This window comes from Streptomyces sp. NPDC056347 (assembly GCF_042262625.1).
Taxonomy (GTDB): Bacteria; Actinomycetota; Actinomycetes; order Streptomycetales; family Streptomycetaceae; genus Streptomyces.
Window position 1 is genome coordinate 1 of the sequence record NZ_JBHJQP010000125.1, and the last position, 24,183, is coordinate 24,183.

Sequence of the window (24,183 nt, forward strand, 5' to 3'; positions counted from 1 at the left end):
AGCTACGGCTCCGACGTCGACCCGATCGCCTACCTGCGACAGCACGGCGTCTCCCTCTGATCCGAGGCGGCAAGAAGTGAGAGAGGGGCGGTGCGCGGCGGCGCACCGCCCCTTCCCGCTATTCCCTCTTTGCCAAAAACTGACCGGGTGGTCTATCTCACCACCCGTCAACCCTTTATTACGGTCGCGTAGGTCACATTCGACGGTGCAGGATATGCGCTTGTGGCAGACGATTCGAGAAATAAGCAACGTGGCGTCATCAACCGACAGGGCGTCATCGGGTCGTACGCGGCGATCGGCGACAGCTTCACCGAGGGAGTCGGTGACCCCGGCCCGGACGGAACCTTCGTCGGCTGGGCGGACCGATTCGCGGTACTTCTCGCGGACCAGCTCCCGGACCCCGACGCGGCGCACGGCGCCGAAGATTCCGCACACCCGGAATTCAGGTACGCCAACCTCGCCGTACGCGGACGCCTCCTCGACCAGATCGTCGAGGAGCAGGTGCCGCGAGCCAAGGAGCTCGCCCCCGACCTGGTGAGCTTCTGCGCGGGCGGCAACGACATCATCCGGCCCGGCACCGACCCCGACGACGTGGCAGAACGCTTCGAGCGTGCCGTCGCCGAGCTCACCGGCGCGGTCGGCACGGTCATGGTCACCACCGGCTTCGACACCCGGGGCGTCCCCGTGCTGCGCCATCTGCGCGGCAAGGTCGCCACGTACACCGCCCATGTGCGGGCCATCGCCGACCGCTACGACTGCCCGGTCCTGGACCTGTGGTCACTGCGGTCCGTCCAGGACCGGCGCGCCTGGGACGACGACCGGCTCCACCTGTCGCCCGAGGGGCACACCAGGGTCGCGCTGCGCGCCGCCCAGGTCCTCGGTATCGACGTACCGGCCGACCCCGACCAGGAATGGCCCCCGCAGGCCCAGCGCGGCACCTTGGAGGTGCGCCGCGACGACATCCACTGGGCGCGCGAGTACCTGGTGCCGTGGATCGGGCGACGGCTGCGCGGCGAGTCCTCCGGCGACCACGTCGAGGCGAAGCGCCCCGACCTGCTGCCGCTGTAGCACCCCCCCGTGGAGCACCGCCGCCGCCCGGCGGACGTGGCCCGGACTCAGCCACGCCCGCCGGGCAGCGGCGTTGCGGCGGGTATCCGCTCCAGCACACCGCCCGCGAAGACGTCGTACAGCGGCAGCGTCTCCAGGTGCACATAGCCGATGTGGCAGTCGCAGACCGCCAGCGGGCAGGCGCGCGGCGCCAGCGCCCGGCGGTAGCTCCCGTCGTAGAGATTGCCGAGCTCGGCCGGGACGAAATGGCAGCGCCGCACCGTTCCGTCACCGTCCACCGAGATCACCGACTCACCGGTCCGGCACGGCAGCCCGGCCGAGCGGTGCGGATGCCTGCTGTACGGGAAGAGCGGATCGACGGCCGTCCAGCGGTCCGCCTCCGCGTCGGTGTAGGTGTGGCCCTCCGCCGCGTTGACCCAGAGATAGACCTCCTCGGGCAGCGCGGCGCGCAGCCGCCGCGCCTCGTCGAGATGCTCGTCGAGCCCGACGACACCGACACTGTGCCGGACCCCGAGCGCACTCAGCTCCCGGCACTTGGCGAGGAACCGCTCGTACGGCGTCTGCCCCGGGTGGTACGTGCACCACAGAGCGATCTTCTCCCGGCCCGCCTCGCCCGCCTCGGCCAGCCATCCCGTACGGCCGCTGAGATTGGTCTGGATCGCCACCCGGCGGATGTGCGGCAGCTGCGCCAGCTCCACCAGCGCCCGGCGGTACCAGGACCGGACCAGGCCCTCGCCCCACGGCGTGAACAGCACCGAGATCCGGTCGCCGGTCTGCGCCGTGGCCCACGCCGTGAACCGCTCCAGCGCGGCCCGGTCGGCCCGCAACTGCTCCCGGCTGTCGCGCCGCTTGGCGAACGGACAGTACGGACAGTCGTAGTCGCAGGAGGCCAGCGGGCCCCGGTACAGGATCGTCAGCTCCATCGCAGCGCTCACTTCAGCTCGTACGCCGCCATCGCGGCGCGCACGGCGGGGGAGAAGAGCTCCGGACCCAGGGCGTCGGAGTGGGCCAGGCCCTCGGGGGACAGGCGCAGCCGCCCCGACGCCCCGGCCGACGTGTCCAGCCAGCCGCGCGCCCCGAATACCGCGAGCTCCCGGGGAAAGTCCTCCGCGGGGGAGGTGCCGAACCGCTCCTCGTAGTCGGCCAGGGGCAGTCCCTCGGCCTGGAGCACCGACTGCAGCAGATGGCGGCGGCGCGCCTCGTCCCCGTCCACGTACCGCCCGACCTCGGCGCGGGAGAAGTCGTCGGTGGCGGTGTAGCCGTCGATGATGGCCCGCACTTCCCGCATCTCCACCGCGTAGTCGAAGGAGTAGTGCAGCCGCGTGGTGTACGAGCGCGCGCCGCACCCCAGGCCGATCATGCCGTCGGTCTGACAGGCGTAGTCGTCGGGGCCTTCCGCGCGGGGGGCGTCGGCGCGGCGGAACATCCGCATCGACACCTGCTCGTAACCGTGCGCCAGGAGGTGGTCCCGGCCCGCCCGGTACAGCCGCAGCCGCTGCTCGTCCCAGGCCGCGTCCGCCGCCGCCTCGCCCTCGGCACCGAGCCGCCCCAGACCGGTCAGCGGGCGCACGTACAGCGGGTAGAGGTACAGCTCCTCCGGCCGCCAGGCGAGGGCCGCGTCCAGCGACGCGCGCCAGCTCTCCTCGGTCTGGCCGTCGATGCCGTAGATCAGGTCGATGTTGAGGACCGGGACACCGGCCTCACGTATCCGGCCCAGCGCCGACTCCACGTCGGCGCGCCGCTGCGGGCGTACCGCGGCACGTGCCTCCGATTCGACGAAGCTCTGCACCCCGATGCTGATCCTGGTCGCACCGCGGTCGGCGAGGACGGCCAGCCGGTCCGCCGTCGCGGTCGACGGCGAAGTCTCGACCGACAGCGGCACGGACCGCAGATCGGCCCCCATCCGCTTCTCCGCGATGTCGCAGAGCCGCTCCAGCTCGGCCGCCGTCAGGAACGTGGGCGTACCGCCGCCGAACGCGGCGGCGGCGAACCGCACCGGCTCCTCGTCGCCCAGCGCGTCCCGGACCGCGAGGGCCTGCCGCTCCAGCGCGTCGAGATAGCGGGTGGTCAGCTCGTCGGGCGCGCCGATCCGGGTGAAGAGATTGCAGAAGCCGCAGCGGACCTCGCAGAACGGTATGTGGAGGTAGAGCGAGAGCGCGTCCTTGCGCTCACCGGCCCACAGCTCGCGCAGCCGCGGCCGGTCGGCCAGCGGCCGGTAGGCGGTCTTGTGCGGGTAGGCGTAGACATAGCTCTGGTACGGCCGGACGGTGGTCGCGGCGGGCAGGGCGGTCGTGGTGCGGCCCGTCATGCGGTGGCCCCCGGTTCCAGGAAGAAGTGCGCGTACGGAACGGTCCACACCGATGTGTGGCCGAGCCGGTGGCCGGTGTACCCGTCGTCCCCGTACGCCGTGCCGTGGTCCGAGCAGACGATGGCGAAGCAGCGGCGGCGGCTGCTCGCGGCCGCGAAGAGCCTGCCGACATGGGCGTCGACGTACTCCAGGGCGGCGGCGTGCGTGGCGCGGGAGTCGCCCGCCTCACGGGTGGCCCCCGGCCGGTGGAACCAGTTGGGCTGGTGCAGGGCGGACACGTTGACGAAGAGGAACAGCCGCTGCTCCGCGGGGAGCCGGCCGACGACCTCCTCGGCGCGGGCCACCTGCGCCTCGAAGGACGTGGGCGAGGCCACGCCGAACTCCGGCTCCCAGTGGCTCTCCTGGAACATGCCGGGCAGTACGGAGCCGAGCGCCGCCTGCTTGTTGAAGAAGCCGACACCGCCGATGCACACCGTGCGGTAGCCGGCGCCCGCCAGGCCGGAGACCAGGTCCGGGGTGTCGAACACGAAGGTGTCCGAGGCGGTGGACTCGCTGCCTGCGAAACGCGCCGCGAACAGCCGGGGATGCGGCCCCCGGCCGGTCGGCGTCGGCAGGAAGCCGGCGAACATCGCCTGGTGGGAGGCGTAGGTGAAGCTTCCCGGCGCGTGCCGCTCCTCCCAGACCCCGCCCGGCAGATGCCGGGCCAGGTTGGGGATGCGCCCGGCGGCGGCGAGCTCCGCCGCGACGTCGTGGCGCAGGGTGTCGAGGGTGACGAACAGCAGATCGTGGCTCCCCACGATCCGGCTCATGTCGGGGTTCCTGGCGCACTCGGTGAGGTGCGCGGTGTCAGGCGATGGCGGTTGCACGGTCGTTCCTTGCTCTGTTCATGACGGCGGCGACCTGCGCCGCGTAGGTGTCCAGGCCCTCGGCCCCGCTGCCGTCGAGGCCGGTCAGCCGGGGAAGCAGATCACCGAAGGCGTTGACCTCGCCGACGGCGAAACGCCGCCAGTCGGTCGAAGGCAGCAGGTCGACGCCCACGCACAGGGTGTCCGGGAAGCAGTCGGCGGCCCGCTCGCACACGGCCAGGGCCTCGCCCCAGCTGCCGCCCGCCGCCCCGACCGCCGCGCGGACCCGGCCGAGATCGCCGCGCTCACCGCCGAGGTGGAGGTTGGTCATGGGGGAGCGGCTGGTGCGCGCGACGGCGTGGGTGGCCCGGCCCGCCACCACCACGACCCGCAGATCCGTGGCCCGGCCGCCGAGCGTGGCCTTGGGCAGCCAGCGTTCGACATGCAGCCCTTCCGGCGCGAGCGCGTCGACGATCGCCGCGACCTCCCGTTCCGTGGTGAGGCGGCGCGGCCTGAGTGAGTTGTAGAGCCGGCCGGAGGAGTCCCGCTCCACCGAGGTGGTCGCCCTGACCCGGCCCGGACCGGCCGTCTCCACGGCCAGCACCCCGGAGGCGGACGAGCCGTGCGCGGGCTTCACGAAGACCCTGGGCATGCCGTGCTCCGCCATCCGGCCGCGGATGTCCGCCCAGCCGCGCACCACGGGCGCCGCCGCCCCCGAGGTCGGTGAGGCCGGGACCGGCACCCCGGCCGTGTCCAGCACCGCGTGGCAGAGCCGCTTGTCGAACAGCACCGCCACCTCGTCGGGGCCGTCGAGCAGGGTGGCCCCGGCGGCCTCGGCGGCCCGCGCCACCTCCCTCACCGCCGCGGTGAAGCCGGCGTACCAGGCGGCGCCGCCCTCGACCCTGGTCGGGTCGTCGACCTTCCGCAGCAGCCGCTCCACCTCGGCGTCCTCACCGGGGGAGTCCAGCCGCACGGTCTCACCGGGGAGGAAGACCGCCTCGCCGCGCAGCACCCGGGACCAGGGCACCACACGCGCCGCCGGCAGCCCGGCGGCGCGCACGGCGTCCTGGAAGAGCGTGACCCGGCGGTTGCCGGGCACGCCCACGACGGCGAAGCGGGGCGGCCGGCCGGCCACGCTACTCGTCGATGGCGACATAGCGGTGGCCGTCCTCGTCATCGTCCCAGTCGGCGTCGTCGATGTCGGTGTTCACCCGGTCCGGCCCGAGCAGTTCCGTCAGTCGCTCCGCCAGCGGCTCGCTCATGTAGTGGTGGTGCAGGTCGAGCGAGGCGAGATGGGTGAGCGGCTGGCCCTGGAGCAGCGCCTCGGCGCCTTCGTCGCCCAGGGTGCCCATCGCCAGGGAGAGCGATTCCAGCTGGGCGACCACCGGCGCGGAGGCCACGGAGGCCGCGATCTCGTCCTGGATCTCGCTGTTCTGCAGCCCCAGATGGCGCAGGGCCGGGAAGCCCGCACCGGACAGGATCGGGGCGAGGTCGGCGACCGAGGCGTCCCCGCCGTACTCCTCGACTCCCAGCCAGAGTTCGAGACGCTCCAGCGCCGGGAGCTCGGAGGCGGCGACCGCCCGCACCACCCGTGCCGGGAGCCCGCCGGACTCGAACCGCAGTGCCTTGAGCGCCTTGTGCCGTACCGGCCGCAGATCCAGCGAACTCCGGTCGCCGAACTGCTGCCCGCAGCCGCGCACCGTCACCTCCTCCAGCTGCCCGAACGCCTCGACCACCGGTGTGATGTCGCACATCTCGAGCCACGACAGCTCGCACTCCTCGCTGACGACGTCGGCGAGGAAGAGCGCCCGCAGGTCCGGGAAGCGGTCGGCATGGGAGACCAGCAGCTCGACGACCGGCGTGAAGGACGCGTACTCCTCCTGCCACCAGGCGCCGATCACCAGGGCCCGCACCCGCGTCGTGTCGACCGTGTCGACGAAGTGCTGCCACAGCGAACCGAAGGTGAGATCGCCCCGCCAGGCACTTTCCAGCCGCCACGCGACCGAACCGGCTTCCGGGAGCGCGCCGCCGTCCGGGAGCGAGCCACTGTCCGTGAGCGCGCGGCCGGACACGCCGCGGGAGGCGTCGCCGGGGCAGGGAAAGGCGTGGACGGGAAGTCCGTGGAACGTCTCGGGATGATCGATACCGGTCATCGGGCCCTCACTCCGCGACCGAGGTGTAACGGCCCTCGACACCCCGGTCGCCCCAGGGCGTCTCGCGCTCCGACACATCGACCCGCACCCCGTGCGGCTCCAGCGCGGCCACCACCCGGCGCTCCACCGGCTCGGTCATGAAGTGATGGTGCAGATCGAGCTGTTCGAGATGGGTCAGCGGCTGGCCGTCCAGCAGCGCAGCCGCGCCCTCGTCGCCCAGGGTGCCGTCCGACAGGCCGAGAACCCGCAGCCGGGCGACGACCGGGGCGCTCGCGACCGCCGCGGCGATCTCGTTCTGCAGCTCGCTGTTGCGCAGACCGAGATGCGAGAGCCGGGGGAAGCGGGTGCCCGAGAGCAGCGGTGCCAGGTCGGCCACATCGGCGTCGCCCCCGTAGGCGGAGACGCCCAGCCAGAGGTCGAGTCGCTCCAGCGCGGGCAGCTCACTGTCCAGGACACCCCGCACGACACCGACCGGCAGACCGCCGGACTCGATGGTCAGTGACCGCAGCCGCTCGTGCTTCACGGGCGGGAAGGCCAGGCCCGTGCCACCGCGCACGCCCAGCTCGACCAGATCGGGGAAGGCGGCCAGCAGCGGCGTGACGTCATCGTGCTCGATCCAGGAGATCTCGCTCTCCTCCATCGTCATGTCACCGACGAAGACCGCCTCCAGCGAGGTCAGCCGGTCGGCGGCGGCGATGACGAGACCGATCGGGTACGACGAGTCCTCCTCGTACGACTCGCCCCACTGACCGATGATCAGCGCCCGCACCCCGGCCGGATCGACCGCCTCCAGGAACGCCTTGAACGCGTCCTCCCAGCTCGTCTCGTCGTCCTCGTACGGATCGACCGAGACGCGCCAGGCGACAGCACCGGCGGCCTGCTCGGGCGCCGTCCCCGACTCGTGCTGGAAATCGACAGCGGGAAGGCCGAGCAACTCGTGCAGATGGTCCACACCGGACATGACGCTGAGCTCCTGGAACTGGGCGACGACTGATGAGCACAAGGTTTATCAAGCCGCACTGACAACGCCGCGACCGGGACCGCGCGACGCACCCCCGGCGCGGACCGGCCACCGTCCACTGTCAGACCCCCGCCGTAGCGTCTTCTGCGTGGCCGGCACAGCGGGTGCGGCCTTTCGAGGGGAGACGTCTGTGTACCGGCAGGGCGATGTACTGATCATGTCGTTGGAGGAGTCGGCGGTGCCCGCGCATCTGGTGGAGGCGCCGGGCGAGCCCAGGGACGGCCGCGGCCGCATGGTCCTCGCGCTCGGCGAGGTCACCGGCCACGCCCATGCGGTCCAGGGGCCGGGCCGGCTGATGCGCGAGGCGGGCCCGTTCGGGCCGATGCTGCTGCACCTCCCCGAGGGCGGCAGGGTGGTGCACGAGGAGCACGCGACGATACCCCTCTCGAAGGGCTGGTACCGCGTGGTGCGCCAGCGGGAGTACGCGCCGGGAGCGATCCGCATCGTCGCGGACTGACCGGGCGTCCGGCGCACCGCCGCCGACACCACCGACCGAACACATCACACCGAACACACCACACCGAACACAGGGGACGGGAAAGACCGATGCAGTACGTGGACTCATGGCGGACCGTGGCAGCGGCGACCGGCGCGGCGGACCGCTCCGCCGCCGAGGACGGGCTCCGGCTCGCCTACCGCAGCGCGGGACTCGCCGAGCCGGAGCGGATCGTCTGGGTCGACTCGCCCAGGGCCGCGGTGGAGGCGGTCGAGAAGCTCGTCGACGCCGGGCGCTCGGTCCGCGACGAGGTGCGCACCCGCCCCTGGGCGCAGGAGCGCCGCCGGATGTACGACGAACTGGGCCCGGCGGGCTGGTCCGCGCTGTGGTCCGCCACCGGCGCCCAGCTCTGGGAGACCACCGCGGCCCTCGCCGACCGGATCAGATCCGGAGTCGTCGCGGATCTCGCCGAGCGCCCCGAGGAGGAGACCGGTGTCCGGCTCGTCCTGCTCGACGCGGTCCTCGGCCAGCACGACGCGGCCTGGCTCGCGGCCTTCGACGGGCGGGGCGACCGGCTCGACGGCCTGGCGGCGGTGGCCCGGAACGCGGGCTGGTGGTGGCCCTACGAGCGCGCCGTGGTGATCAGCGAGCGCCCGCACGCGCTGTACCGGGACGAGGCGGGACGGCTCGACCGGGGGGACGGACCGGCGCTCGCCTACCGGGACGGCTTCGCCCTGTACGCCTGGCGCGGCATGCCGGTGCCCGCAGAGTTCCTGGACGAGCTCAACTCCCTCACCCCGCGGCGGATACGCGAGGAGGAGAACGCGGAACTGCGCCGCGTCATGCTGGAGTTCTACGGATACGACCGCTACCTCACCGAGTCCGGCGCGGAACCGGTCCACCGGGACGAGACGGGTGTCCTCTGGCGGATCGCGCTGGACGGCGACGAGGACGTGGTGATGGTCGAGGTGGTCAACTCCACCCCGGAGCCGGACGGTACGCACCGGGTCTACTGGCTGCGGGTGCCGCCCGGCACCAGGACCGCGAAGGACGGAGTGGCATGGACCTTCGGCCTGGCGGGCGACGTCTACGCGCCCGTGCGCCAGACCTGACCGAGCCGGGCCGGGGCCCGAGGCCGGAAGCGGATCCGTCAGGCCGTCAGGGACGCGCGGTCGATGCCGAGTTCACGGGCGAGGGCCTCATCGGTCCAGGCCAGCATCGTGGCCCGGGAGAGCGGCCCGGCGTACGAGGTCGTCTGCACGGCCAGACCGTCCAGCAGGGCGGTCAGACGCCAGGCCGCGGACATCGGGTCGTCGCAGTGGAACTCCCCGGCGGCGGCGCCCTCCTCGATGACCTCGGCCAGCTCGGCCTTCCACTGCTGGTCGAGATCACCGGCCACATTGCGCAGCGCCGGATCGCGCAGCGAGGCGGCCCAGCCCTCGATCCACAACCGCCAGCCCTTGGCCTGGCCGGTCGGCGCGTACCAGCGGATGGCGGCGCGCAGCCGCCGGACCGCGCTGGTGCGCCGGCCGAGCACCTTGCGCAACTGGGCGAGGTCGGCCTCCGCGGCATGCGCGAACGCCGCCGCGACCAGCTTCTCCTTGGTCGAGAAGTGGTAGAGCACGAGGGCGTTGCTCACACCGAGGACGGAGGCCACATCGGCGATCCGGACGGCGGCGACCCCCCGTACCTCGATCTGCTCGACGGCGGCGCGAAGAAGTTCCTCACGCCGTTCCGCCACGCTCAAGCGCACTCTTGCCACGCCGTCACCCTAACGAATATGCCACGCGCGGGACGCGCCGGGGCGGGACGCACCGCAGCGGTGCACGCTCCGCCCCGGGGCGTCACGCCGCGGTCAGCGGTGCGCGGGCCGGTCCACTTCGCAACGGTCCTTGAAGCCCTGGCTGGTCAGGCCGAGGGCGGAGTTCGTCCGGGAGCGCATGTTCTCCAGCGCGACCATCGTCGTGAGCTCGATGAACGCAGCCTCGCCGAGCGCGCCCCGCAGCCGCTCGGCGAGATCGTCCCCCACCTGCGGCGGGGTGAGACTCATGGCCTCCGCGTACTCCATGACGTCGCGCTCCAGCGGGGCGTACAGCCCGCTCTCCCGCCACACCGGTACATCACGCAGCTTGGCCGGGTCCATGCCGTGGCGGTGGTTCTCCCAGTATCCGAAGTCGATGCACCAGCTGCAGCCGATGGTGGCCGCGGACGCCATTACCGCGAGTGCCTTGAGCTGCGGGTCCAGCTTCTTCCAGCGCCCCGCCGACAGCTCGAGACGGGACTGCGCCCACAACACCCCGGTGTGATGGGCGGCGGCCCGCAAGGGGTCGATGACCTTGCCGTACACACGGTTCGAGTACCACGACACGGCACGGAAGAGGAGCGTACGGGGCGGGTCGAGCGGGATTCGGGCGGTCATGACCGGTCTCCTTCGGTACGGCTCGGGCGCGGTCGGCGAGGTCGTGCCGACCGCGCCGACGGCTGCTTGCACCGATGCGACGGACGGGACCCCGCGGATGTGACATGCCGGTCGGCGGACACGGAATCCTGCGACGGGCCCGCACGTTGGAGTCCGCGTGAGGGGATTCGACAGGGGGCGGGAAGGCGCTGTCCGGGGGAGTGCTCGCCGAGGAGGGCGGCCGCGCACGCGTGACGCCCGGCCCGGCGGCCGGCCCGGTCCGCCGCGCTCGCACCCTCGTACCCCCTGCACATAATGAAACGACACCGACTCCCCCAGGAGATGCTGTGACCGGCGCCGATCCCTTGACCCCGCTCCGCACCCGGCTGCGTGCGCTGCGCCCCGCCGCGTTCGGAGCGGATCCGGAGGGCGCCCGCATGGAGCGCATCCGGCGCTCGCCCAACTTCGCCGACGGCGTCTTCCAGAATCCGGTGGGAGCGCGGACCAGGCCGTCGGGCTCCACGCTCGAGTTCGCGAAGGTCTACTTCCGCAAGGAGGAGCGGGTCCGCCGGGCCCCGGCCGGGACCGTGCCCGTCCATCCCACCACCTACGCCGACCTGGCCGAGCCGCCTGCCACGGGACTGCGGCTCACCTGGATGGGCCATTCCAGCGTGCTCGCCGAGATCGACGGCCGTCGCGTGCTCTTCGACCCGGTCTGGGGCGAGCGCTGCTCGCCCTTCGCCTTCGCCGGGCCCGGACGTCTGCACCCCGTGCCGTTGCCGCTCGCCGCGCTCGGCCCGGTGGACGCGGTGGTGATCTCCCACGACCACTACGACCACCTCGACCTGCCGACGGTCCGCGCCCTCGCGGGCACCGGCACGGTGTTCGCCGTTCCGCTCGGCGTGGGCGCCCACCTGGAGCACTGGGGCGTCCCCGCCGACCGGCTGCGTGAGCTGGACTGGAACGAGACCACGAGGATCGCCGGGATCGAGCTGACCGCCACCCCCGCGCGTCACTTCTGCGGCCGGGGCCTGCGCAACCAGCAGCACACGCTCTGGGCGTCCTGGGCCGTCGCCGGTCCCGAGCACCGGATCTACCACAGCGGCGACACCGGCTATTTCTCCGGCTTCCGGGACATCGGCGCCGAGCACGGCCCGTTCGACGCGACGATGATCCAGATCGGCGCCTATTCGGAGTACTGGCCGGACATTCACATGACACCTGCCGAGGGGATGCGGGCTCACCTCGATCTCCAGGGCGGCCGACCGCACGGCGTGCTGCTGCCGATCCACTGGGGCACCTTCAATCTGGCGCCGCACCCGTGGGCCGAGCCCGCCGAATGGACCATGGACGTGGCCGAGGAGGCCGGGCAGGACGTCGCTCTCCCGAACCCCGGGCTGCCGTTCGAGCCCGCCGGGGCCCTTCCCGTGGAGCCGTGGTGGCGGCCCGTCTCCCGCCCGATAGCGCACCCCTGGCGCAGCGGAGGGAAGGCGCCGCTCGTCGTCCCGGAGGCCGACGAGCACGACCTCGACCTCACGGGCGGCCGCTGAAGGAGCGCGCGGCCCGGCCCCGTTCAGATCAAGGGTGGCCGGTCGGGGTGCAGGGCGAAGCAGTGGTACGACTCGTCCAGCTGGGTCACGTCCGCGCGCGACCAGGTGTCCGCGAGGAGCTCCACCTCCGCCGCACCGACCTCCCAGGGCCTGGCCGCCGAGCCGGACCGAGGACGGTGCACGGAGGTGGCGACCCAGAAGACGCCGCCCGGGGCGAGGAGTCGGCGTACCCGGGCGAGGAAGCCCGGCTTGTCCTGGACCCAGGGGTAGACCAGCCGGCAGGTGATGAGGGCGAAGGCCGGCTCGGGCAGCCCCGCCGGGTCGTCGGTGCCGAAGTCGAAGTGCCGGAAGTCCAGGCCGGAGTGCTCGTGGCGGGCGGCGGACAGTGCGCCGGGAGCGCAGTCGATCCCCGTCGCCCGGTAGCCCAGGTCGGTCAGGGCGCGCACCAGGGCCCCGTCGCCGGAGCCGATGTCGAGGGCGGGTCTGCCCCCGCCGACGCCCACCTGACGGTAAAGGGCCTCGCGCTCCGGTACGTCGATGCTCCGGTAGCGGCGGCCGGACCGCCACAGGGGCTCCCAGTAGGCGCTGTTCGCGCCCGTTCGTACTGTTCCGTGTGCTCGGGTGCGGGGTGACATGGCGGTCATGGTGCCTCGATGTCGGTGGGGGACGGGCGGGCGCACGGCTCAACGACGCCGCTCGCGAATCGAACGCGCGCGATTCCGGACGGCGTCGGCCCCTTGCACCGCACGGCCCGGACCGCCCCGGCCCCGCCGTACCACTCCCGCGACGCGCACCGAAATGGCCGAATCGCCGACCCTTGAAACCTCTGTGACGGATGAGGCGATCGCGAAAGTGCCCCGGATCTCGTGGCCGGGCCGCTCCGTTCACCCGATCGGCCCCATGGCCACAATGATTACGCTGTGTGATGTTTCAGGTGATCGGTCCGGGGCCGCCGTCCGGTCGGCGGGCACCGGACGGGCCGACGTACGCCCCGTGTTCAAGGGTTCGCGGCCGTGGGCCGCCCGGGGGCGGCCGTCCAGGTGTCAATCCGACGTGATCGGTCGACCGTACGAGAGCTCATACCAGAGCGGGACGGATGGCGGGCAAGTTCGACAACTCGCCGCCGCGCCCATGTGAGGGACGACTACCGTGTGTGTCCGGTGATCAACCGTGGGCTCATGGGTTTCGAGCCTGCCCGACCGATGCACCGAGCCTGACCGACCACCGTAGGTGCCACCACAGGAACGCCGATTCCGGGTGCCCCACGTACCAAGGACACTGATGTCTCAACTTCGCGCACCCGAAGCGCGACCGGAGCGCCGAGAGAGCGGGCGGCACGGCCGACCGGGTGCCCGTTCCCACTCGGCCGCGGGCAGACCGCGCGCCGCCCAGCCGACCGCCGAGACGCCCATACGCCCCCAGATCCTGCGCACCGCGGTGCTGCCCACCGTGGCGGCGGTCCTGAGCGGGGCCGCAGCGGTCATCTTCACCGTCCGCTCCACCGGAGTCCGTCCCACCACCGAGCTCTGGATCGCGCTCGGCACGGCCGCCGCGCTGGCGCTCGCCGCGGTGCTGGCCGCCTTCCTGGCCGCCAACAGGCTCGCCACCACCGTGTTCGGCCGCTGTCTGGCCCTGCGCCGCACCAGCGCACAGGGCCAGGCCGAGCTGCAACGGGTGATGGAGCAGCTCCGCAACGGCGAGCCGGTGGCCGCCCGCAGACCCGCCGGGCCCGCCGCCCCGGGCAGTGACGCCTTCGAGTTACTGGCCCAGGAGCTCGGCCGCCACCAGGACGCCGCCGTGACCGCGGTCGTCCAGGCGTCCCGGCTCGCCGACCGCTCCGGCGAGGACCAGAAGGTCGAGGTCTTCGTCAATCTCGCGCGGCGCCTGCAGTCGCTCGTGCACCGCGAGATCCAGATCCTCGACGAGCTGGAGCACGAGGTCGAGGACCCCGATCTGCTCAAGGGCCTCTTCCACGTCGACCACCTCGCCACCCGCATCCGCAGGCACGCCGAGAACCTCGCCGTGCTCGGCGGCGCCGTCTCCCGGCGGCAGTGGAGCAATCCGGTCACCATGACCGAGGTCCTGCGCTCCGCGATCGCCGAGGTCGAGCAGTACCCGCGCGTCAAGCTCGTACCGCCGATCGACGGCACGCTGCGCGGACACGCGGTGGCGGACGTGATCCACCTGCTCGCCGAACTGGTCGAGAACGCGACCGTGTTCTCCGCCCCGCACACCCAGGTGCTGATGCGCGCCCAGCAGGTCACCGCCGGACTGGCCCTGGAGGTCGAGGACCGGGGGCTCGGTATGCCGGGCAACGAGCAGAAACGGATGAACGCCCTGCTCGCCGCGCCCGACCAGGTCAATGTGGCCCATCTGCTGCAGGACGGCCGGATCGGCCTGTTCGTCGTCGCGTCGCTGGCCCGGCGGCACGGCATCGCGGTCCGTCTGCAGAGCAACATCTACGGGGGCACCCAGGCCGTACTCGTCCTTCCGCAGTCCCTGCTGGGCGCGGACGAGGACGCCGGGGCCGAACGGGGCGCGGCACCGGTCCCGCCCCCGGGCCCCGTGCACCGCCCGCCGGCCGAGGACGAAAGGGGTGTCTCCCACGGTCACCGCGTACCGGGTCCGAGCCTCCCCCCCGGCCCCGGCGCAGCCCCTGCCCCGCAGCCGGACACCGGCCGTCAGCCGTACGTTCCCAGCCAGCCGCTGCGCCTGCACCAGTCGCCGCAGCGGACGCCCGGACAGGGCGAGGCACTGCCGCTCCCGCAGCGGATCGAGCACCCCGCCCACCCCGAACCGGCCGAGGCCCCTCCCGGTCCCCGGCCCCCGGAGCAGGCCGCCGAAGCGCCCAGCCCCGAGCCCGGCACCGTACGCGGCACCATGGGGCGGCCCCAACTGCCCAGGCGCAGCAACCAGGAGCACCTCGTCCCGCAGCTGAGGGCGGCACCCGTCCCGCGCTCCCAGGGTGAACAGGCCCTGCACGACCCGGGGCTCATGGCGGCCTTCCGGCGGGGCATCGAGCTCGCCGAGGCCCGCACCGATTCCGAGGCGGGCGGTACGCCGGAGCCGGGCCCCGACCCCGAAGCGACGCCGGGGCAGGCATGGCAGCCGTCGCCCCCGCTCGAACCACTCCCGGTGCGCGGCCGCGCCACGACCGCCGCCCCGTATCCCGCGGGCCCGGAGACGCCCCCGGCGACCGATCCCTCCGAAACGCACACCCCCAAGGAGTAGATGCCTCATGGCGACCGACATGCCGTCCGGTCAGGTCTCGGACCTCGACTGGCTGCTGAGCGGCCTGGTCCAGCGCGTCCCGTACACACGCAGCGCTGTGCTGCTCTCCGCCGACGGGCTGGTGAAATCCCTTCATGGCATGGACGCCGACAGCGCCGACCACATGGCGGCGCTGGCCGCCGGTCTGTACTCGCTGGGGCGCAGCGCCGGCGCGCGCTTCGGCGACAGCGGCGAGGTGCGGCAGGTGGTGGTCGAGCTCGACTCGACCCTGCTGTTCGTCTCCACCGCCGGATCGGGCACCTGTCTCGCCGTCCTCGCCGGACGCGAGGCGGACGCGGCGGTTCTCGGCTACGAGATGACCATGCTGGTCAAGAGTGTCCGTCCGTACCTGATGACGCCGGTGAGACAAGCGGCCGGTTCCCCCGGCACCACGGGGCTGTGAGGGTGTCGGTCCCGCAGGACGGGCCGCTGCTCGACGACGCGGCCGGGCGGCTCGTCCGCCCCTACACCGTGAGCGACGGCCGCACCCGTCCTACAACCGTTCTCGATCTGCTCTCGCTGATCATGGCCACGGGGAGCGAGCCGCAGACGCATCTCGGTCCCGAGCACTCCGTGGCACTGGGGCTGTGCGACGGCCCCACCTCCGTGGCCGAGATCGCCGCCCATCTGCGGTTGCCCGCGGTCGTCACCAAGGTGCTCGTCTCCGACCTGGTCGACTGCGGGGCGGTGACCGCGCACCCGCCCGCCTTCCACGACATGCCCACCGACCGATCTCTGCTGGAGGCAGTGCTCGATGGCTTACGACGACAGCTCTGACGGTTTCGGCGGCTCCGCCGCGTACCGGAACGGCGCGGACCCCGAAGGCTTCGCGGGCCACGGGCACCCTGTCCGTCCCGAGGACCACGGGAGCCCGGAGAGCTACGTGCTCCCGGGAAACCACGGGATCACCCAGAACTACCCGGTCGCACCGGACTACGGGCACACACAGAGCTACGGGGAAGGACGGGGCTACGGAGAGACCCGGGGCTACGGGCGCGCGCAGGACCACGAGCACGTGCAGGGCTACGGGGAGGCCGGGAGTTACGGGGAAGCGCAGGGGTACGGCGGCCCCGGACCCGCCCCGCACGCGACGATCCCCGTCCCGCACACCCCGGCCACCGCCCCGGACGCCTCCGGAGCCGACGGCCCGGGCGAGGCCGAAGGCTTCCCCGTCGCGCTCAAGGTGCTGGTGGCGGGCGGGTTCGGGGTCGGCAAGACGACGTTCGTCGGCGCGGTCAGCGAGATCGCACCGCTGAGCACCGAAGAACTGCTGACCCAGGTGAGCGTCGGGACCGACCATCTCGACGGCATCGAGTCCAAGACCGCCACCACCGTGGCGATGGACTTCGGCCGCATCACCCTCGACGAGCAGCACGTCCTCTATCTGTTCGGCACCCCGGGCCAGGAGCGTTTCTGGTTCATGTGGGACGAGCTCTCCCAGGGGGCGCTCGGTGCGGTCGTGATCGCCGACACCCGTCGGCTCGCCGAATGCTTCGCCGCCGTCGACTTCTTCGAGCGGCGCGGCATCGGATTCATCATCGCGGTCAACGAGTTCGACGGGGCCTACCGCTACGCCCCCGACGAGATCAGGGCCGCACTCGACCTGGGCCCGGACGTCCCGGTGGTGCTCTGCGACGCCCGGATCGCCAGCTCGGGCACGGGTGCCCTGGTCACCCTGGTCCAGCACCTGATCAACGCCACCTCGGCGCCGGCCCCGCTTACCGGCTTCGGAGCCCGCCCGTGACCCGGAACACCACCGGGCGGCTGCTGCTCACGCCGGTCGACCGGGACGCCGGCGTCCGTACCCGGCGGTTGCGGACGCTGGGACTCGGGGAACGCGCCGACGCGTCGTTCGACAACTTCGACGCCTTCGCCGACCGGGTGGCCGAGTTGACCGGAGTGCCCTTCTCGATGGTCAACTTCATCGACGGGAACCGGCAGTTCTTCGCGGGTCTGCACACCCCGGCCGGTACGCGCAAGGGTTCCGACCTGGGCATCGCGGCCGCGTGCAGCAGCCGCAGCGGCCGTTACGTCGCCATGGACCGCGGCTACTGCCCGCACGTCGTGGTTCGGCGCAAGGCCCTCGTGCTGGAGGACGTCTGCGACTACCCGCGGTTCGCGGGGAATCCGGTCGTCGACGAGATAGGTATCCGCTCCTATCTCGGCGCCCCCCTCATCGACCGCACCGGTGTTGCCCTGGGCGCCGTCTGCGCGGTCGACACCGTGCCACGCCCATGGGGCAGGAAGGGGCTCGACACGATCAAGTCGCTCGCCCTGGAACTGGTGGTGCACATCGACCAGCGGGAGAGGCACGGCCTCGGGGGATGACCCGCCCCTTTCCGGCGACCGGTCAGCCGACCAGGGCGGTCGTCCCGACCTTGACGAACACGTCCGGTTCGAAGAGGTGGTCGACCCCGATGAGGGAGGCCGGTGGCACGGGGATGCGGAGACCGGTCTCCTCGGCGACGGCCTCCACCCCGGCCATGCACCCACCGATCCGCTCCGGGCTCCACCGGTGCACGCAGAACATCAGGCGCAGTACGTCCGCGAAGGAGGCACCCGCGCCCGTCAGGCCGAGGGCGGTGTTCCGCAGCGCGTGCCCGACTGGCCGGCGAGCACGCACGGATAGCCAATAGGTATCCGTAAGATATTTAGTGGAAGAAGGACACTTCAACGAGACCAGGTCTCACCATGGATACCGAGGACACGCTCCGCGTCGGCGCCCCGCACCGTGAACTGCTTGATCAAGTGCTCGACAAATGGTCCCTGAGCGTGCTCAACGAACTCTGCGAACGGCCGTGCCGCTTCAACGAGTTGCGCCGGGCCATCCCCGCCGTCACGCAGAAGTCGTTGACCGCGACACTGCGGCGGCTGGAACGCAACGGGGTGATCGAGCGCGAGGTCGTCTCCACCCGTCCGGTGGCGGTCAGATACGGGATCACCCCGCTGGGCAAGTCCCTGCGGCAGCCGGTCGACGCACTGCTGGCCTGGGCCTCGGAGCACCTCCCGGCCATCGAAAGGGCCCGTGACACCTTCGACACGCGGGACGAAGCGGCCGACTGAGCCGCCGCCCCGCCCCGCCCCATCCCCCTCTGGCAGCTGGTCGCGGGCCGCCGCAGGTCAGGCGCGGCCGAGAAAGCCCCCGATCCGCTCCCGCAGCCCCCGCGCGTCCAGCCCGTGCGCGGCGAGGTGCTCGTCCATCTCCCCGTACTTCCGCAGTTCGGCCCGTCCCACACCGAGGCCCAGCACGCGGTGCGGCAGCTCGGTGAGCGCGTCATTCGCGGCCGCGGTGGAGGTGCCCGCCAGGTACGGCTCGACGATCACCACGCCTGCCTCGCCGCCACCGACCGCCCGCCGCAGCCCCGCACCGTCGAACGGGCGCACCGTCGTCGCGTACAGCACCGTCACATCGAGCCCTTCGGTCGCCGCGAGGACGTTGTCGAGCATCGGCCCGACCGCGACCACCACGCCGCCCGCACCCTCCCGCACCGTCGTGAACCCGGCCCCCGCGCCGACCGGCCTGGCCCGCTCGTTGGACTGGAGCGACAGGCGTACGTACACCCGGTCGTCGCCCGCAGCGGCCTGCCGCAGCAGCTCCTCCGCCTCGTCCGGATGGCCCGGTACGTGAACCGTCCAGCCGTCGAGGGTGTCCAGCAGGGCCACGTCGCCCGGCGCCATGTGGGTGAACCCACCGGCCGGCCAGTCGTACGAAGCACCCGCGCTCACCAGCACCCCGCCCACCCCCTGGTGGCCGAAGTCCAGCTTCACCTGCTCGAACGGCCGCTCCACCAGGAAGCTGGCGAAGGTGTGGACGATCGGCCGCATCCCGGTGAGCGCCATCCCGGCCGCGGCGCCGACCAGCAGCTGCTCCCTGATGCCCACATTGATCACCCGCTCCGGATGCGCCTGCAGGGCGGGGCCGAAGCCGTCCCGGCTGATCTCGGCCAGTACCAGGGCGAGACGCGGGTCCCGGTCCAGCAGCCGGGACGTGGTGGCGATGAAGCGGTCACGCATCGTGTCCATGTGCGGAGTCCTTTGCCGTCGTGTCCGGAGCGTTCAGTTCTTGGGTTCGACGCGCGCGACCACGGCACGCGGACGCCCGGGGTGCGGCGCGGTGAAGGCCGCGTACAGTGCCGCGTGGTCGCGTCCGTCCACCGTGTCCACCGACCAGCCCGCCGCCTCGAACCGGGCCGCGATCCCGCCGGGCCGGGCGTACGAAGCCGAGGTGTTGTCGACCACCACAGTGTGCAGCTGCTCCAGCCCGGCCGGGCCCGCGTAGGCGAGCGCCTCGTGATTGCTGCCCTCGTCCAGCTCGGCGTCGCCGATCAGCACCCACACCCGGGGGTCGGTGAGTCCCTGCGCCCGGAGCCCGAGCACGCTTCCCACGGCCAGCGGCAGTCCGTGTCCCAGTGAGCCGCTGCCGATCTCGACCCCGGGTACGAGGGTCCGGTCCGGGTGGTGCCCGAGCGGCGAGTCGTACGTCCCGAAGCCCGGCAGCAGCTCCTCGCCGAAGAAACCGTGCGCGGCGAGGACCGCGTAGTACGCCATCGGCCCGTGCCCCTTGGAGAGCAGGAACCTGTCACGGTCCGGTGCGTCGAACGTGTCGGGCGTCACTCGCAGCACCCGGTCGTACAGCACCCGCAGCACGTCCAGGGTGGACGTGGCCGCGGGGCCGTGCTTCTCGTCCCCGGTCATCGTGCTCATCAGGCGGTTCATCTCGCGGTCGTCATGGAGCGCCGCGGAGTCCGTGTTCGTCATGGAACAAGCGTTGAACATCAAGCGCGGTTGAGGTCAAGTGCCAAAGGTGTTCGTGACCACCCGCCCGAGTGCGGTATTGTTCTCATGCGCGTTCGGCCAGGGGAAACCCCAGGTCAGCGGGTATCGGGACGTGGCGCAGCTTGGTAGCGCACTTGACTGGGGGTCAAGGGGTCGCAGGTTCAAATCCTGTCGTCCCGACTGGAGACAGTCGCAGGTCAGGGCCGGTTTTGGAGCAATCCGAAACCGGCCTTTGGTCATTTCCGGGACCGGTCGGGGGTGAGTCCTCTTCGGGTCCGTGCCATCGGGGCGGGGTGATGCGCCGGGCAGTGGGCGGGGGGCGCGCGCCGCGCCGAGTGGGGAGAGGGCGGCGCCGGCGGCTGGGATCGGGCGTATGCCCGGACCCGTCGACGGCTGCCGCGCTCGTGGTTCCGTGGCCGAAGGCGGCGAACCGGGACGGCCCCGACCCGGGCCCTGGAGCGGACCGGGATCGGGGCCGGGGCGACTGCCCTGGCGGGGCACCGCCCGAGGAGGACCGGGCCGGGTCAGCCGTCGGTCTCCGCCGCCGGGATGTAGGCGCCCGGCACCTCCTTCGGCGCGAGGATCCGGTCCTCGCCGGGGTACGGCTTCTTCCACTCGTGCGACTGGTACCAGGTGAAGTGGTTCATCTGCGCGGGGTTCGCGGCGTCGGCCCGGGCGCCGGGCCCGGTCAGTCGCTGACCCGACTTCCAGGCGTCCCACTTCGCCGCGATCGCCCGCTTCTGTGCCGGGACCTTCGCGGACGGTACGGCCGCCGCGCGCGGATTCTGCGGCGCCGGGGTGTCCAGGCCGCACGAGGGCGGGGTCTTCAGCCCGTCCGTGAGCGGGGTCCGGTTGGGCAGCGCCGTGAACGGGGTGAAGTCGGCCTTCTGCGTGAACGCGGTACGCATCGGGGTGGCCGCGCTGTCCTTCTGGTTCATCGGGTGGATCCCGAGTATCTGCTCGATGGTCCGGATCACCGTGATCTGGGAGTAGTAGCGGCTGTCGACGACGCCGTGCCGGGCCCAGGGGCTGATGATCTGGATCGGGGCACGGTGGCCGTCGACGTGGTCGAGGCCGGCCTGGGAGTCGTCCTCGAGGATGAAGATCGCCGAGTCCTTCCAGTACTTGCTGTGCGTGATCCGGTCCACGATCCTGCCGGTGGCGAGATCGTTGTCCGCGACCTGGGCCGGGGCGTTCGCCGGACCGCCGGTGTGGTCGCTGGAGAGCCAGAACATGTTCAGGTTCGCCGGACCGTTCTTCTCGAAGTCGCGCTCCCAGATCTGGTGCCGGTAGACGTCCGGGACGTTGGTGTCGAACATCGGGTAGCCGGGCACCGACACGTCGTTGAGCGACGGGATCGGCGAGGACGAGTGGAGCGGGTAGGCGGTGTCCTGACCGGTCGACGCCATGTTCCTGGCGTCGCAGTACAGGTTCTGCCAGCTCGCGTCCGCGGGCTTGGTCAGGAAGCTCTGGAACTCGCCGAAGTTCCGCACGGACTTGCCGGCGGCCTGCGCACCGGTCCACAGGAAGCCGGTCCGCTGGTGCCCGAGGGCGTCGTCCTCCGTGTCGTAGCTCCGCTTGTACTCACCGGCCGAGGACTCCGTGTACTCCGGATTGTCCGCCTGCATCAGCCAGTTGTGGCCCTCGGCGGAGTTGGTTCCGATGTCGTACGTGTTGTCGTACAGGCCGAACTGCCGGGCCATCGCGTGCTGGTTCGGGGTGACGTTCTCGCCGAACTCCGCCAGTGCCGGGTCGCCGTTGCCCTGGGGCATGTCACCGAAGACCTGGTCGTAGGTCCGGTTCTCCTTGACGAGCAGGAAGACGTGTTTGATCGTCGAGGGGTCACCGATCCGTGCCGGGACGGGCACGGCCTTCGCCTTGCCCCCGCCCTTGCCCCGGGTCAGCTGGACCGAGCCGTTGCTCCAGCCGTTCTGGCGGAAGACCTTCCTGGTCTCGGACCTGATGACGCGGTCGGAGGGCAGGGTGAACCGCTGCAGGCTCGACGTCGTGTCGTGGGTGCCGTGTCCGGCGGGGTTGTTGGGGCGGCGGGCGTCGATGCCGCGGGTGTTGGAGACCACGATCTGCTTGCCGACCGTGGCGATCTCCGCCGGGAAGTAGTCCGTCGGGAGCAGGCCGACGTAGCCGACCGGCTCCTGCGGGGAGGTGTACCGGTAGACGGCGATCGCGTTGGCGCGGCCCAGTGTGACCAGCAGGCGGCCGTCGTCGGTGAGTGTCACCGCGTCGGGCTCGTAGCCCACCGACGCCTCCGGCCACGGCTGCGTGGCGATGGTCTGCACGACCTTGTTCCTGCGGAGGTCGACGACCGAAACGTCGTTGGTCGCGGTGTTGGTGACGAACAGGGCCCCGTTCTTGGCGTACAGGGCGGTCGGGTGCAGCCCGACGCCGATGCTCCCGACGCCGGCCTCCGGGTTCGCCAGGTCGATGACGCTGACCGTGCCGCTCGTGGTGGCCGCGGTCACCGGGTTCGCAGGGACCTGGGTGTTGTACGAGTTGAGTGTGGTGTCGCCGGGCTTCGCCGGGCGCCCGCCCTCGTTGCTCACGTAGAGCTTAGAGCCGATCATGAGCATGTCACGTGGAGCGTTGCCGACGGTCCAGCTGTGCTGGACCGCACCCGAGGCCGCGTCGATGGCGACCACCCGGTTCTGGCCGTTGACCGCGGAGTACACGGTGGACCCGTCCGCCGAGAACACGGCCTCGCCCACGAGCGCGTGCCTCGGCCCGTCGGCAGGGATCTTGACGACGACGGGGTCGGCGACGCTGCCGTCCGCGCGCACGGTGAACCTGGTGTATCCGTCGGTCTGGCCCAGCCAGAGCTGTGAACCGTCGGGCGAGTACGTGGGGCCCTCCTGGCCCACGTCGTTGCCGCCGATGCGAGGCTGGGACGACGCGGAGCTGCCGACGACCTGCTGAACCTTCCAGCTCTTCAGGTCCATGATGGCCAGCGCCGCGCCGCCGTCGGCGACGGCGGCGGCGAGGTGGGTGCCGTCCGGGCTGACCGAGGACGACATGATCTTGCCGTTGTTCACGACCAGACGCTCGCCGTACGGCGCGATGTACTGGTCGCTGGAGACGACCTGGCCGCGGGCGGTCGTCTGGCCGACCCGGTCGGTGCCGAACTGGTCGGTCCGGGCGAAGGCGACGCCCGCGGCGGCGACTGCGGCGGCGGTGACGCCCGCGGTGATCACCGGGGCCCGGCGGACGAGTCGCTTCAGACGGGCTCCGGATCGGTCTCTCTCCGCACGCCTTCGGCGTGTTACCTGCATGGAGTCATCCCTTCGGGGTTACGGGAAGCAGCTCGACATTGCCGTCGAACTGCCAGAGGGGGTTCGGGGCGTCCCCGGCCGGGGTCCGCACCAGGAAGTAGCCGTTCACTTCCTTCGGTCCGTCGCCGTCGGCCACGAACCGCCCGTCGGCGGTGACGTCGAGCTGATAGAGGGCGGTGCCCGCGGCCTCGACGCCGGGGAGGTGCCAGGAGACGACGCAGCGCCAGTCGTTGCCCGGCCCCTCCGGTTCGGCGGAGCTGCCACCCTTGTCGCACGCCGCCGTGGCCCTGAGCCGCGCCTCGGTGACGGCGGGGCGGTTGAGCTGCTCGGTCTGCACGCGGTAGAGGTGGGCGAAGGCGGTGGCGACGGAGCGCTGCACCTTCTCCTGCTCGATCCCGGAGCCCTTCGCCCCGGTCGCCGTCTGCACGGTCACGACCGTCACGGCGAGCAGCACGGCGAGCGGCAGGACCCCGACCGCCACGGCGCGGCGCCCCGGGACGTCGTCGGTCGGATTGGTGAAGTCGCGCCGCAGGAACAGCACGTACGCCAGAACCGTCGCGGCCACGGCCCACACCAGGCCGACCGCCACACCGATCAGGAGCGGGCCGACCTGTGCCGGGCCGGTGAAGAGGCCGTTCCAGGAGATGAAGGCGTAGCCGGGCAGGGCGAGACGTACGCCGACAGGGAGGGGCAGCATCTGGGCGAGCTGCAGCACCAGCGCGACCAGTGCGGGCAGCAGCAGTCCCATCGGGGAGCGCCCCAGCGCGACGGAGCCGAGGAGGCCGATCGCCGCGAGAGCCAGGGTCGGGGCGATGACGCACAGCCAGGCCAGCAGGACCCGGCCGGCGGCGTCGCCCGGCGCCAGCAGATGACCGTCGAGGCCGACCAGCGGCCGGTTGCCGACCGTCACCAGCCCGCCGACCGTGCTCGAACAGGCCAGCCCGGCCACCAGCAGCAGGATGACGACGAGACTGGCCAGCGCCTTCGCCGCGAAGATCCGCCGCGGCGACCGGACCGCCACCAGCAGGTGCCGCCAGGTGCCGAGCCGGTCCTCGGCGGCGAACACGTCACCGG

General features: G+C 72.0%; 23 protein-coding genes, 1 tRNA gene and 1 pseudogene. 11 read left to right on the top strand and 14 right to left on the bottom strand.

Translation table 11 applies throughout. The features are described from left to right. The first annotated feature begins 222 nt into the window (after window positions 1-222). Window positions 223-1,068, top strand: a complete 846-nt coding sequence (locus ACFCV8_RS25350; RefSeq protein ID WP_376687738.1) for an SGNH/GDSL hydrolase family protein — start codon at window positions 223-225, stop codon at window positions 1,066-1,068. 47 nt (window positions 1,069-1,115) lie between these two features. Here ACFCV8_RS25350 and ACFCV8_RS25355 read toward each other — a convergent pair whose 3' ends face one another. Genes ACFCV8_RS25355 through ACFCV8_RS25380 form a run of 6 tightly spaced genes read right to left on the bottom strand, consistent with a single transcriptional unit; the run spans window position 1,116 to window position 7,335 of the window. Beyond that, on the bottom strand, window positions 1,116-1,991 hold the full coding sequence (locus tag ACFCV8_RS25355; protein ID WP_376687739.1) for an STM4011 family radical SAM protein: 876 nt from the start codon (window positions 1,989-1,991) through the stop codon (window positions 1,116-1,118). Window positions 1,992-1,999: 8 nt separating this feature from the next. Beyond that, window positions 2,000-3,376 carry an STM4012 family radical SAM protein gene (locus ACFCV8_RS25360; protein WP_376687740.1) on the bottom strand — a complete coding sequence of 459 codons (1,377 nt, stop codon included), beginning with the start codon at window positions 3,374-3,376 and terminating at the stop codon, window positions 2,000-2,002. Beyond that, window positions 3,373-4,185 carry an STM4013/SEN3800 family hydrolase gene (locus ACFCV8_RS25365; RefSeq protein WP_376687741.1) on the bottom strand — a complete coding sequence of 271 codons (813 nt, stop codon included), beginning with the start codon at window positions 4,183-4,185 and terminating at the stop codon, window positions 3,373-3,375. The genes ACFCV8_RS25360 and ACFCV8_RS25365 overlap by 4 nt, the downstream gene beginning before the upstream one ends. A gap of 37 nt (window positions 4,186-4,222) precedes the next feature. Beyond that, window positions 4,223-5,377, bottom strand: a complete 1,155-nt coding sequence (locus ACFCV8_RS25370; protein ID WP_376687742.1) for an STM4014 family protein — start codon at window positions 5,375-5,377, stop codon at window positions 4,223-4,225. Next, window positions 5,358-6,374 (bottom strand): STM4015 family protein, encoded by a 1,017-nt coding sequence (locus tag ACFCV8_RS25375; RefSeq protein WP_376687743.1) that lies wholly within the window; start codon window positions 6,372-6,374, stop codon window positions 5,358-5,360. The genes ACFCV8_RS25370 and ACFCV8_RS25375 overlap by 20 nt, the downstream gene beginning before the upstream one ends. Window positions 6,375-6,381: 7 nt before the next feature. After that, window positions 6,382-7,335, bottom strand: coding sequence for an STM4015 family protein (locus ACFCV8_RS25380; RefSeq protein ID WP_376687744.1), 954 nt, complete (start codon window positions 7,333-7,335; stop codon window positions 6,382-6,384). Between the two features lie 190 nt (window positions 7,336-7,525). On the opposite strand from ACFCV8_RS25380, the gene ACFCV8_RS25385 reads away from it, so the two are divergent. Together ACFCV8_RS25385 and ACFCV8_RS25390 are read left to right on the top strand one after the other, a co-directional pair. Continuing rightward, entirely contained in the window at window positions 7,526-7,852 is a 327-nt protein-coding gene (locus ACFCV8_RS25385) for a hypothetical protein (RefSeq protein ID WP_376687758.1), read from the top strand. An 89-nt stretch (window positions 7,853-7,941) separates the two neighbouring features. Next, the gene (locus tag ACFCV8_RS25390) at window positions 7,942-8,943 is read left to right on the top strand and encodes a DUF6745 domain-containing protein (RefSeq protein WP_376687745.1); all 1,002 of its coding nucleotides are present in this window, start codon (window positions 7,942-7,944) and stop codon (window positions 8,941-8,943) included. 38 nt (window positions 8,944-8,981) lie between these two features. Here ACFCV8_RS25390 and ACFCV8_RS25395 read toward each other — a convergent pair whose 3' ends face one another. Together ACFCV8_RS25395 and ACFCV8_RS25400 are read right to left on the bottom strand one after the other, a co-directional pair. Beyond that, entirely contained in the window at window positions 8,982-9,572 is a 591-nt protein-coding gene (locus ACFCV8_RS25395; RefSeq protein WP_376687759.1) for a TetR/AcrR family transcriptional regulator, read from the bottom strand. Window positions 9,573-9,686: 114 nt separating this feature from the next. Continuing rightward, window positions 9,687-10,250 (bottom strand): carboxymuconolactone decarboxylase family protein, encoded by a 564-nt coding sequence (locus ACFCV8_RS25400; RefSeq protein ID WP_376687746.1) that lies wholly within the window; start codon window positions 10,248-10,250, stop codon window positions 9,687-9,689. Between the two features lie 326 nt (window positions 10,251-10,576). Between ACFCV8_RS25400 and ACFCV8_RS25405 the strand changes: the two genes are divergently transcribed. Then, window positions 10,577-11,779, top strand: a complete 1,203-nt coding sequence (locus ACFCV8_RS25405; protein WP_376687747.1) for an MBL fold metallo-hydrolase — start codon at window positions 10,577-10,579, stop codon at window positions 11,777-11,779. A gap of 23 nt (window positions 11,780-11,802) precedes the next feature. Here ACFCV8_RS25405 and ACFCV8_RS25410 read toward each other — a convergent pair whose 3' ends face one another. Continuing rightward, window positions 11,803-12,414: a class I SAM-dependent methyltransferase gene (locus tag ACFCV8_RS25410; RefSeq protein ID WP_376687748.1), complete on the bottom strand. Its 612-nt coding sequence runs from the start codon at window positions 12,412-12,414 to the stop codon at window positions 11,803-11,805. 646 nt (window positions 12,415-13,060) lie between these two features. On the opposite strand from ACFCV8_RS25410, the gene ACFCV8_RS25415 reads away from it, so the two are divergent. The 5 genes from ACFCV8_RS25415 (at window position 13,061) to ACFCV8_RS25435 (ending at window position 17,377) form a co-directional block, all read left to right on the top strand. Continuing rightward, window positions 13,061-15,010: an ATP-binding protein gene (locus tag ACFCV8_RS25415; protein ID WP_376687749.1), complete on the top strand. Its 1,950-nt coding sequence runs from the start codon at window positions 13,061-13,063 to the stop codon at window positions 15,008-15,010. A gap of 7 nt (window positions 15,011-15,017) precedes the next feature. Beyond that, window positions 15,018-15,452 (top strand): roadblock/LC7 domain-containing protein, encoded by a 435-nt coding sequence (locus ACFCV8_RS25420; RefSeq protein ID WP_376687750.1) that lies wholly within the window; start codon window positions 15,018-15,020, stop codon window positions 15,450-15,452. Between the two features lie 2 nt (window positions 15,453-15,454). Next, window positions 15,455-15,826 (top strand): DUF742 domain-containing protein, encoded by a 372-nt coding sequence (locus ACFCV8_RS25425; RefSeq protein ID WP_376687751.1) that lies wholly within the window; start codon window positions 15,455-15,457, stop codon window positions 15,824-15,826. Window positions 15,827-16,232: 406 nt separating this feature from the next. Further along, complete coding sequence (locus ACFCV8_RS25430; protein ID WP_376687760.1) at window positions 16,233-16,793, top strand: ATP/GTP-binding protein; 561 nt, start codon at window positions 16,233-16,235, stop codon at window positions 16,791-16,793. After that, entirely contained in the window at window positions 16,790-17,377 is a 588-nt protein-coding gene (locus tag ACFCV8_RS25435; protein WP_376687752.1) for a GAF domain-containing protein, read from the top strand. Before ACFCV8_RS25430 ends, ACFCV8_RS25435 begins: the two co-directional genes overlap by 4 nt. 22 nt (window positions 17,378-17,399) lie before the next feature. Here ACFCV8_RS25435 and ACFCV8_RS25440 read toward each other — a convergent pair. Beyond that, window positions 17,400-17,654 (bottom strand): annotated as a pseudogene (locus ACFCV8_RS25440) (RidA family protein); the annotation flags it as partial. Between the two features lie 86 nt (window positions 17,655-17,740). On the opposite strand from ACFCV8_RS25440, the gene ACFCV8_RS25445 reads away from it, so the two are divergent. Then, window positions 17,741-18,112, top strand: a complete 372-nt coding sequence (locus ACFCV8_RS25445) for a winged helix-turn-helix transcriptional regulator (RefSeq protein WP_376687753.1) — start codon at window positions 17,741-17,743, stop codon at window positions 18,110-18,112. 57 nt (window positions 18,113-18,169) lie between these two features. Here ACFCV8_RS25445 and ACFCV8_RS25450 read toward each other — a convergent pair whose 3' ends face one another. Both ACFCV8_RS25450 and ACFCV8_RS25455 read right to left on the bottom strand, forming a co-directional pair. Next, a complete protein-coding gene (locus tag ACFCV8_RS25450) occupies window positions 18,170-19,072 on the bottom strand; it encodes a transketolase family protein (protein WP_376687754.1) in 903 nt (300 codons plus the stop codon). 33 nt (window positions 19,073-19,105) lie between these two features. After that, on the bottom strand, window positions 19,106-19,807 hold the full coding sequence (locus ACFCV8_RS25455) for a transketolase (RefSeq protein ID WP_376687755.1): 702 nt from the start codon (window positions 19,805-19,807) through the stop codon (window positions 19,106-19,108). 124 nt (window positions 19,808-19,931) lie between these two features. Here ACFCV8_RS25455 and ACFCV8_RS25460 point away from each other — a divergent pair. Then, window positions 19,932-20,005, top strand: a tRNA-Pro gene (locus tag ACFCV8_RS25460). Between the two features lie 344 nt (window positions 20,006-20,349). Here ACFCV8_RS25460 and ACFCV8_RS25465 read toward each other — a convergent pair. Together ACFCV8_RS25465 and ACFCV8_RS25470 are read right to left on the bottom strand one after the other, a co-directional pair. Then, on the bottom strand, window positions 20,350-23,109 hold the full coding sequence (locus ACFCV8_RS25465; RefSeq protein ID WP_376687756.1) for an alkaline phosphatase family protein: 2,760 nt from the start codon (window positions 23,107-23,109) through the stop codon (window positions 20,350-20,352). A 4-nt stretch (window positions 23,110-23,113) separates the two neighbouring features. Next, window positions 23,114-24,183: ABC transporter permease (locus tag ACFCV8_RS25470; RefSeq protein ID WP_376687757.1), on the bottom strand; the 1,070-nt coding region annotated here is incomplete at its 5' end.

Coding starts and splice junctions, on each gene's coding strand:
- ACFCV8_RS25355 (WP_376687739.1), bottom strand. CDS start 1,991: ATGGAGCTGACGATCCTGTACCGGGGCCCGCTGGCCTCCTGCGACTAC.
- ACFCV8_RS25360 (WP_376687740.1), bottom strand. CDS start 3,376: ATGACGGGCCGCACCACGACCGCCCTGCCCGCCGCGACCACCGTCCGG.
- ACFCV8_RS25365 (WP_376687741.1), bottom strand. CDS start 4,185: ATGAGCCGGATCGTGGGGAGCCACGATCTGCTGTTCGTCACCCTCGAC.
- ACFCV8_RS25370 (WP_376687742.1), bottom strand. CDS start 5,377: ATGTCGCCATCGACGAGTAGCGTGGCCGGCCGGCCGCCCCGCTTCGCC.
- ACFCV8_RS25375 (WP_376687743.1), bottom strand. CDS start 6,374: ATGACCGGTATCGATCATCCCGAGACGTTCCACGGACTTCCCGTCCAC.
- ACFCV8_RS25380 (WP_376687744.1), bottom strand. CDS start 7,335: ATGTCCGGTGTGGACCATCTGCACGAGTTGCTCGGCCTTCCCGCTGTC.
- ACFCV8_RS25390 (WP_376687745.1), top strand. CDS start 7,942: ATGCAGTACGTGGACTCATGGCGGACCGTGGCAGCGGCGACCGGCGCG.
- ACFCV8_RS25400 (WP_376687746.1), bottom strand. CDS start 10,250: ATGACCGCCCGAATCCCGCTCGACCCGCCCCGTACGCTCCTCTTCCGT.
- ACFCV8_RS25410 (WP_376687748.1), bottom strand. CDS start 12,414: ATGTCACCCCGCACCCGAGCACACGGAACAGTACGAACGGGCGCGAAC.
- ACFCV8_RS25415 (WP_376687749.1), top strand. CDS start 13,061: ATGTCTCAACTTCGCGCACCCGAAGCGCGACCGGAGCGCCGAGAGAGC.
- ACFCV8_RS25420 (WP_376687750.1), top strand. CDS start 15,018: ATGGCGACCGACATGCCGTCCGGTCAGGTCTCGGACCTCGACTGGCTG.
- ACFCV8_RS25445 (WP_376687753.1), top strand. CDS start 17,741: ATGGATACCGAGGACACGCTCCGCGTCGGCGCCCCGCACCGTGAACTG.
- ACFCV8_RS25450 (WP_376687754.1), bottom strand. CDS start 19,072: ATGGACACGATGCGTGACCGCTTCATCGCCACCACGTCCCGGCTGCTG.
- ACFCV8_RS25455 (WP_376687755.1), bottom strand. CDS start 19,807: ATGACGAACACGGACTCCGCGGCGCTCCATGACGACCGCGAGATGAAC.
- ACFCV8_RS25465 (WP_376687756.1), bottom strand. CDS start 23,109: ATGCAGGTAACACGCCGAAGGCGTGCGGAGAGAGACCGATCCGGAGCC.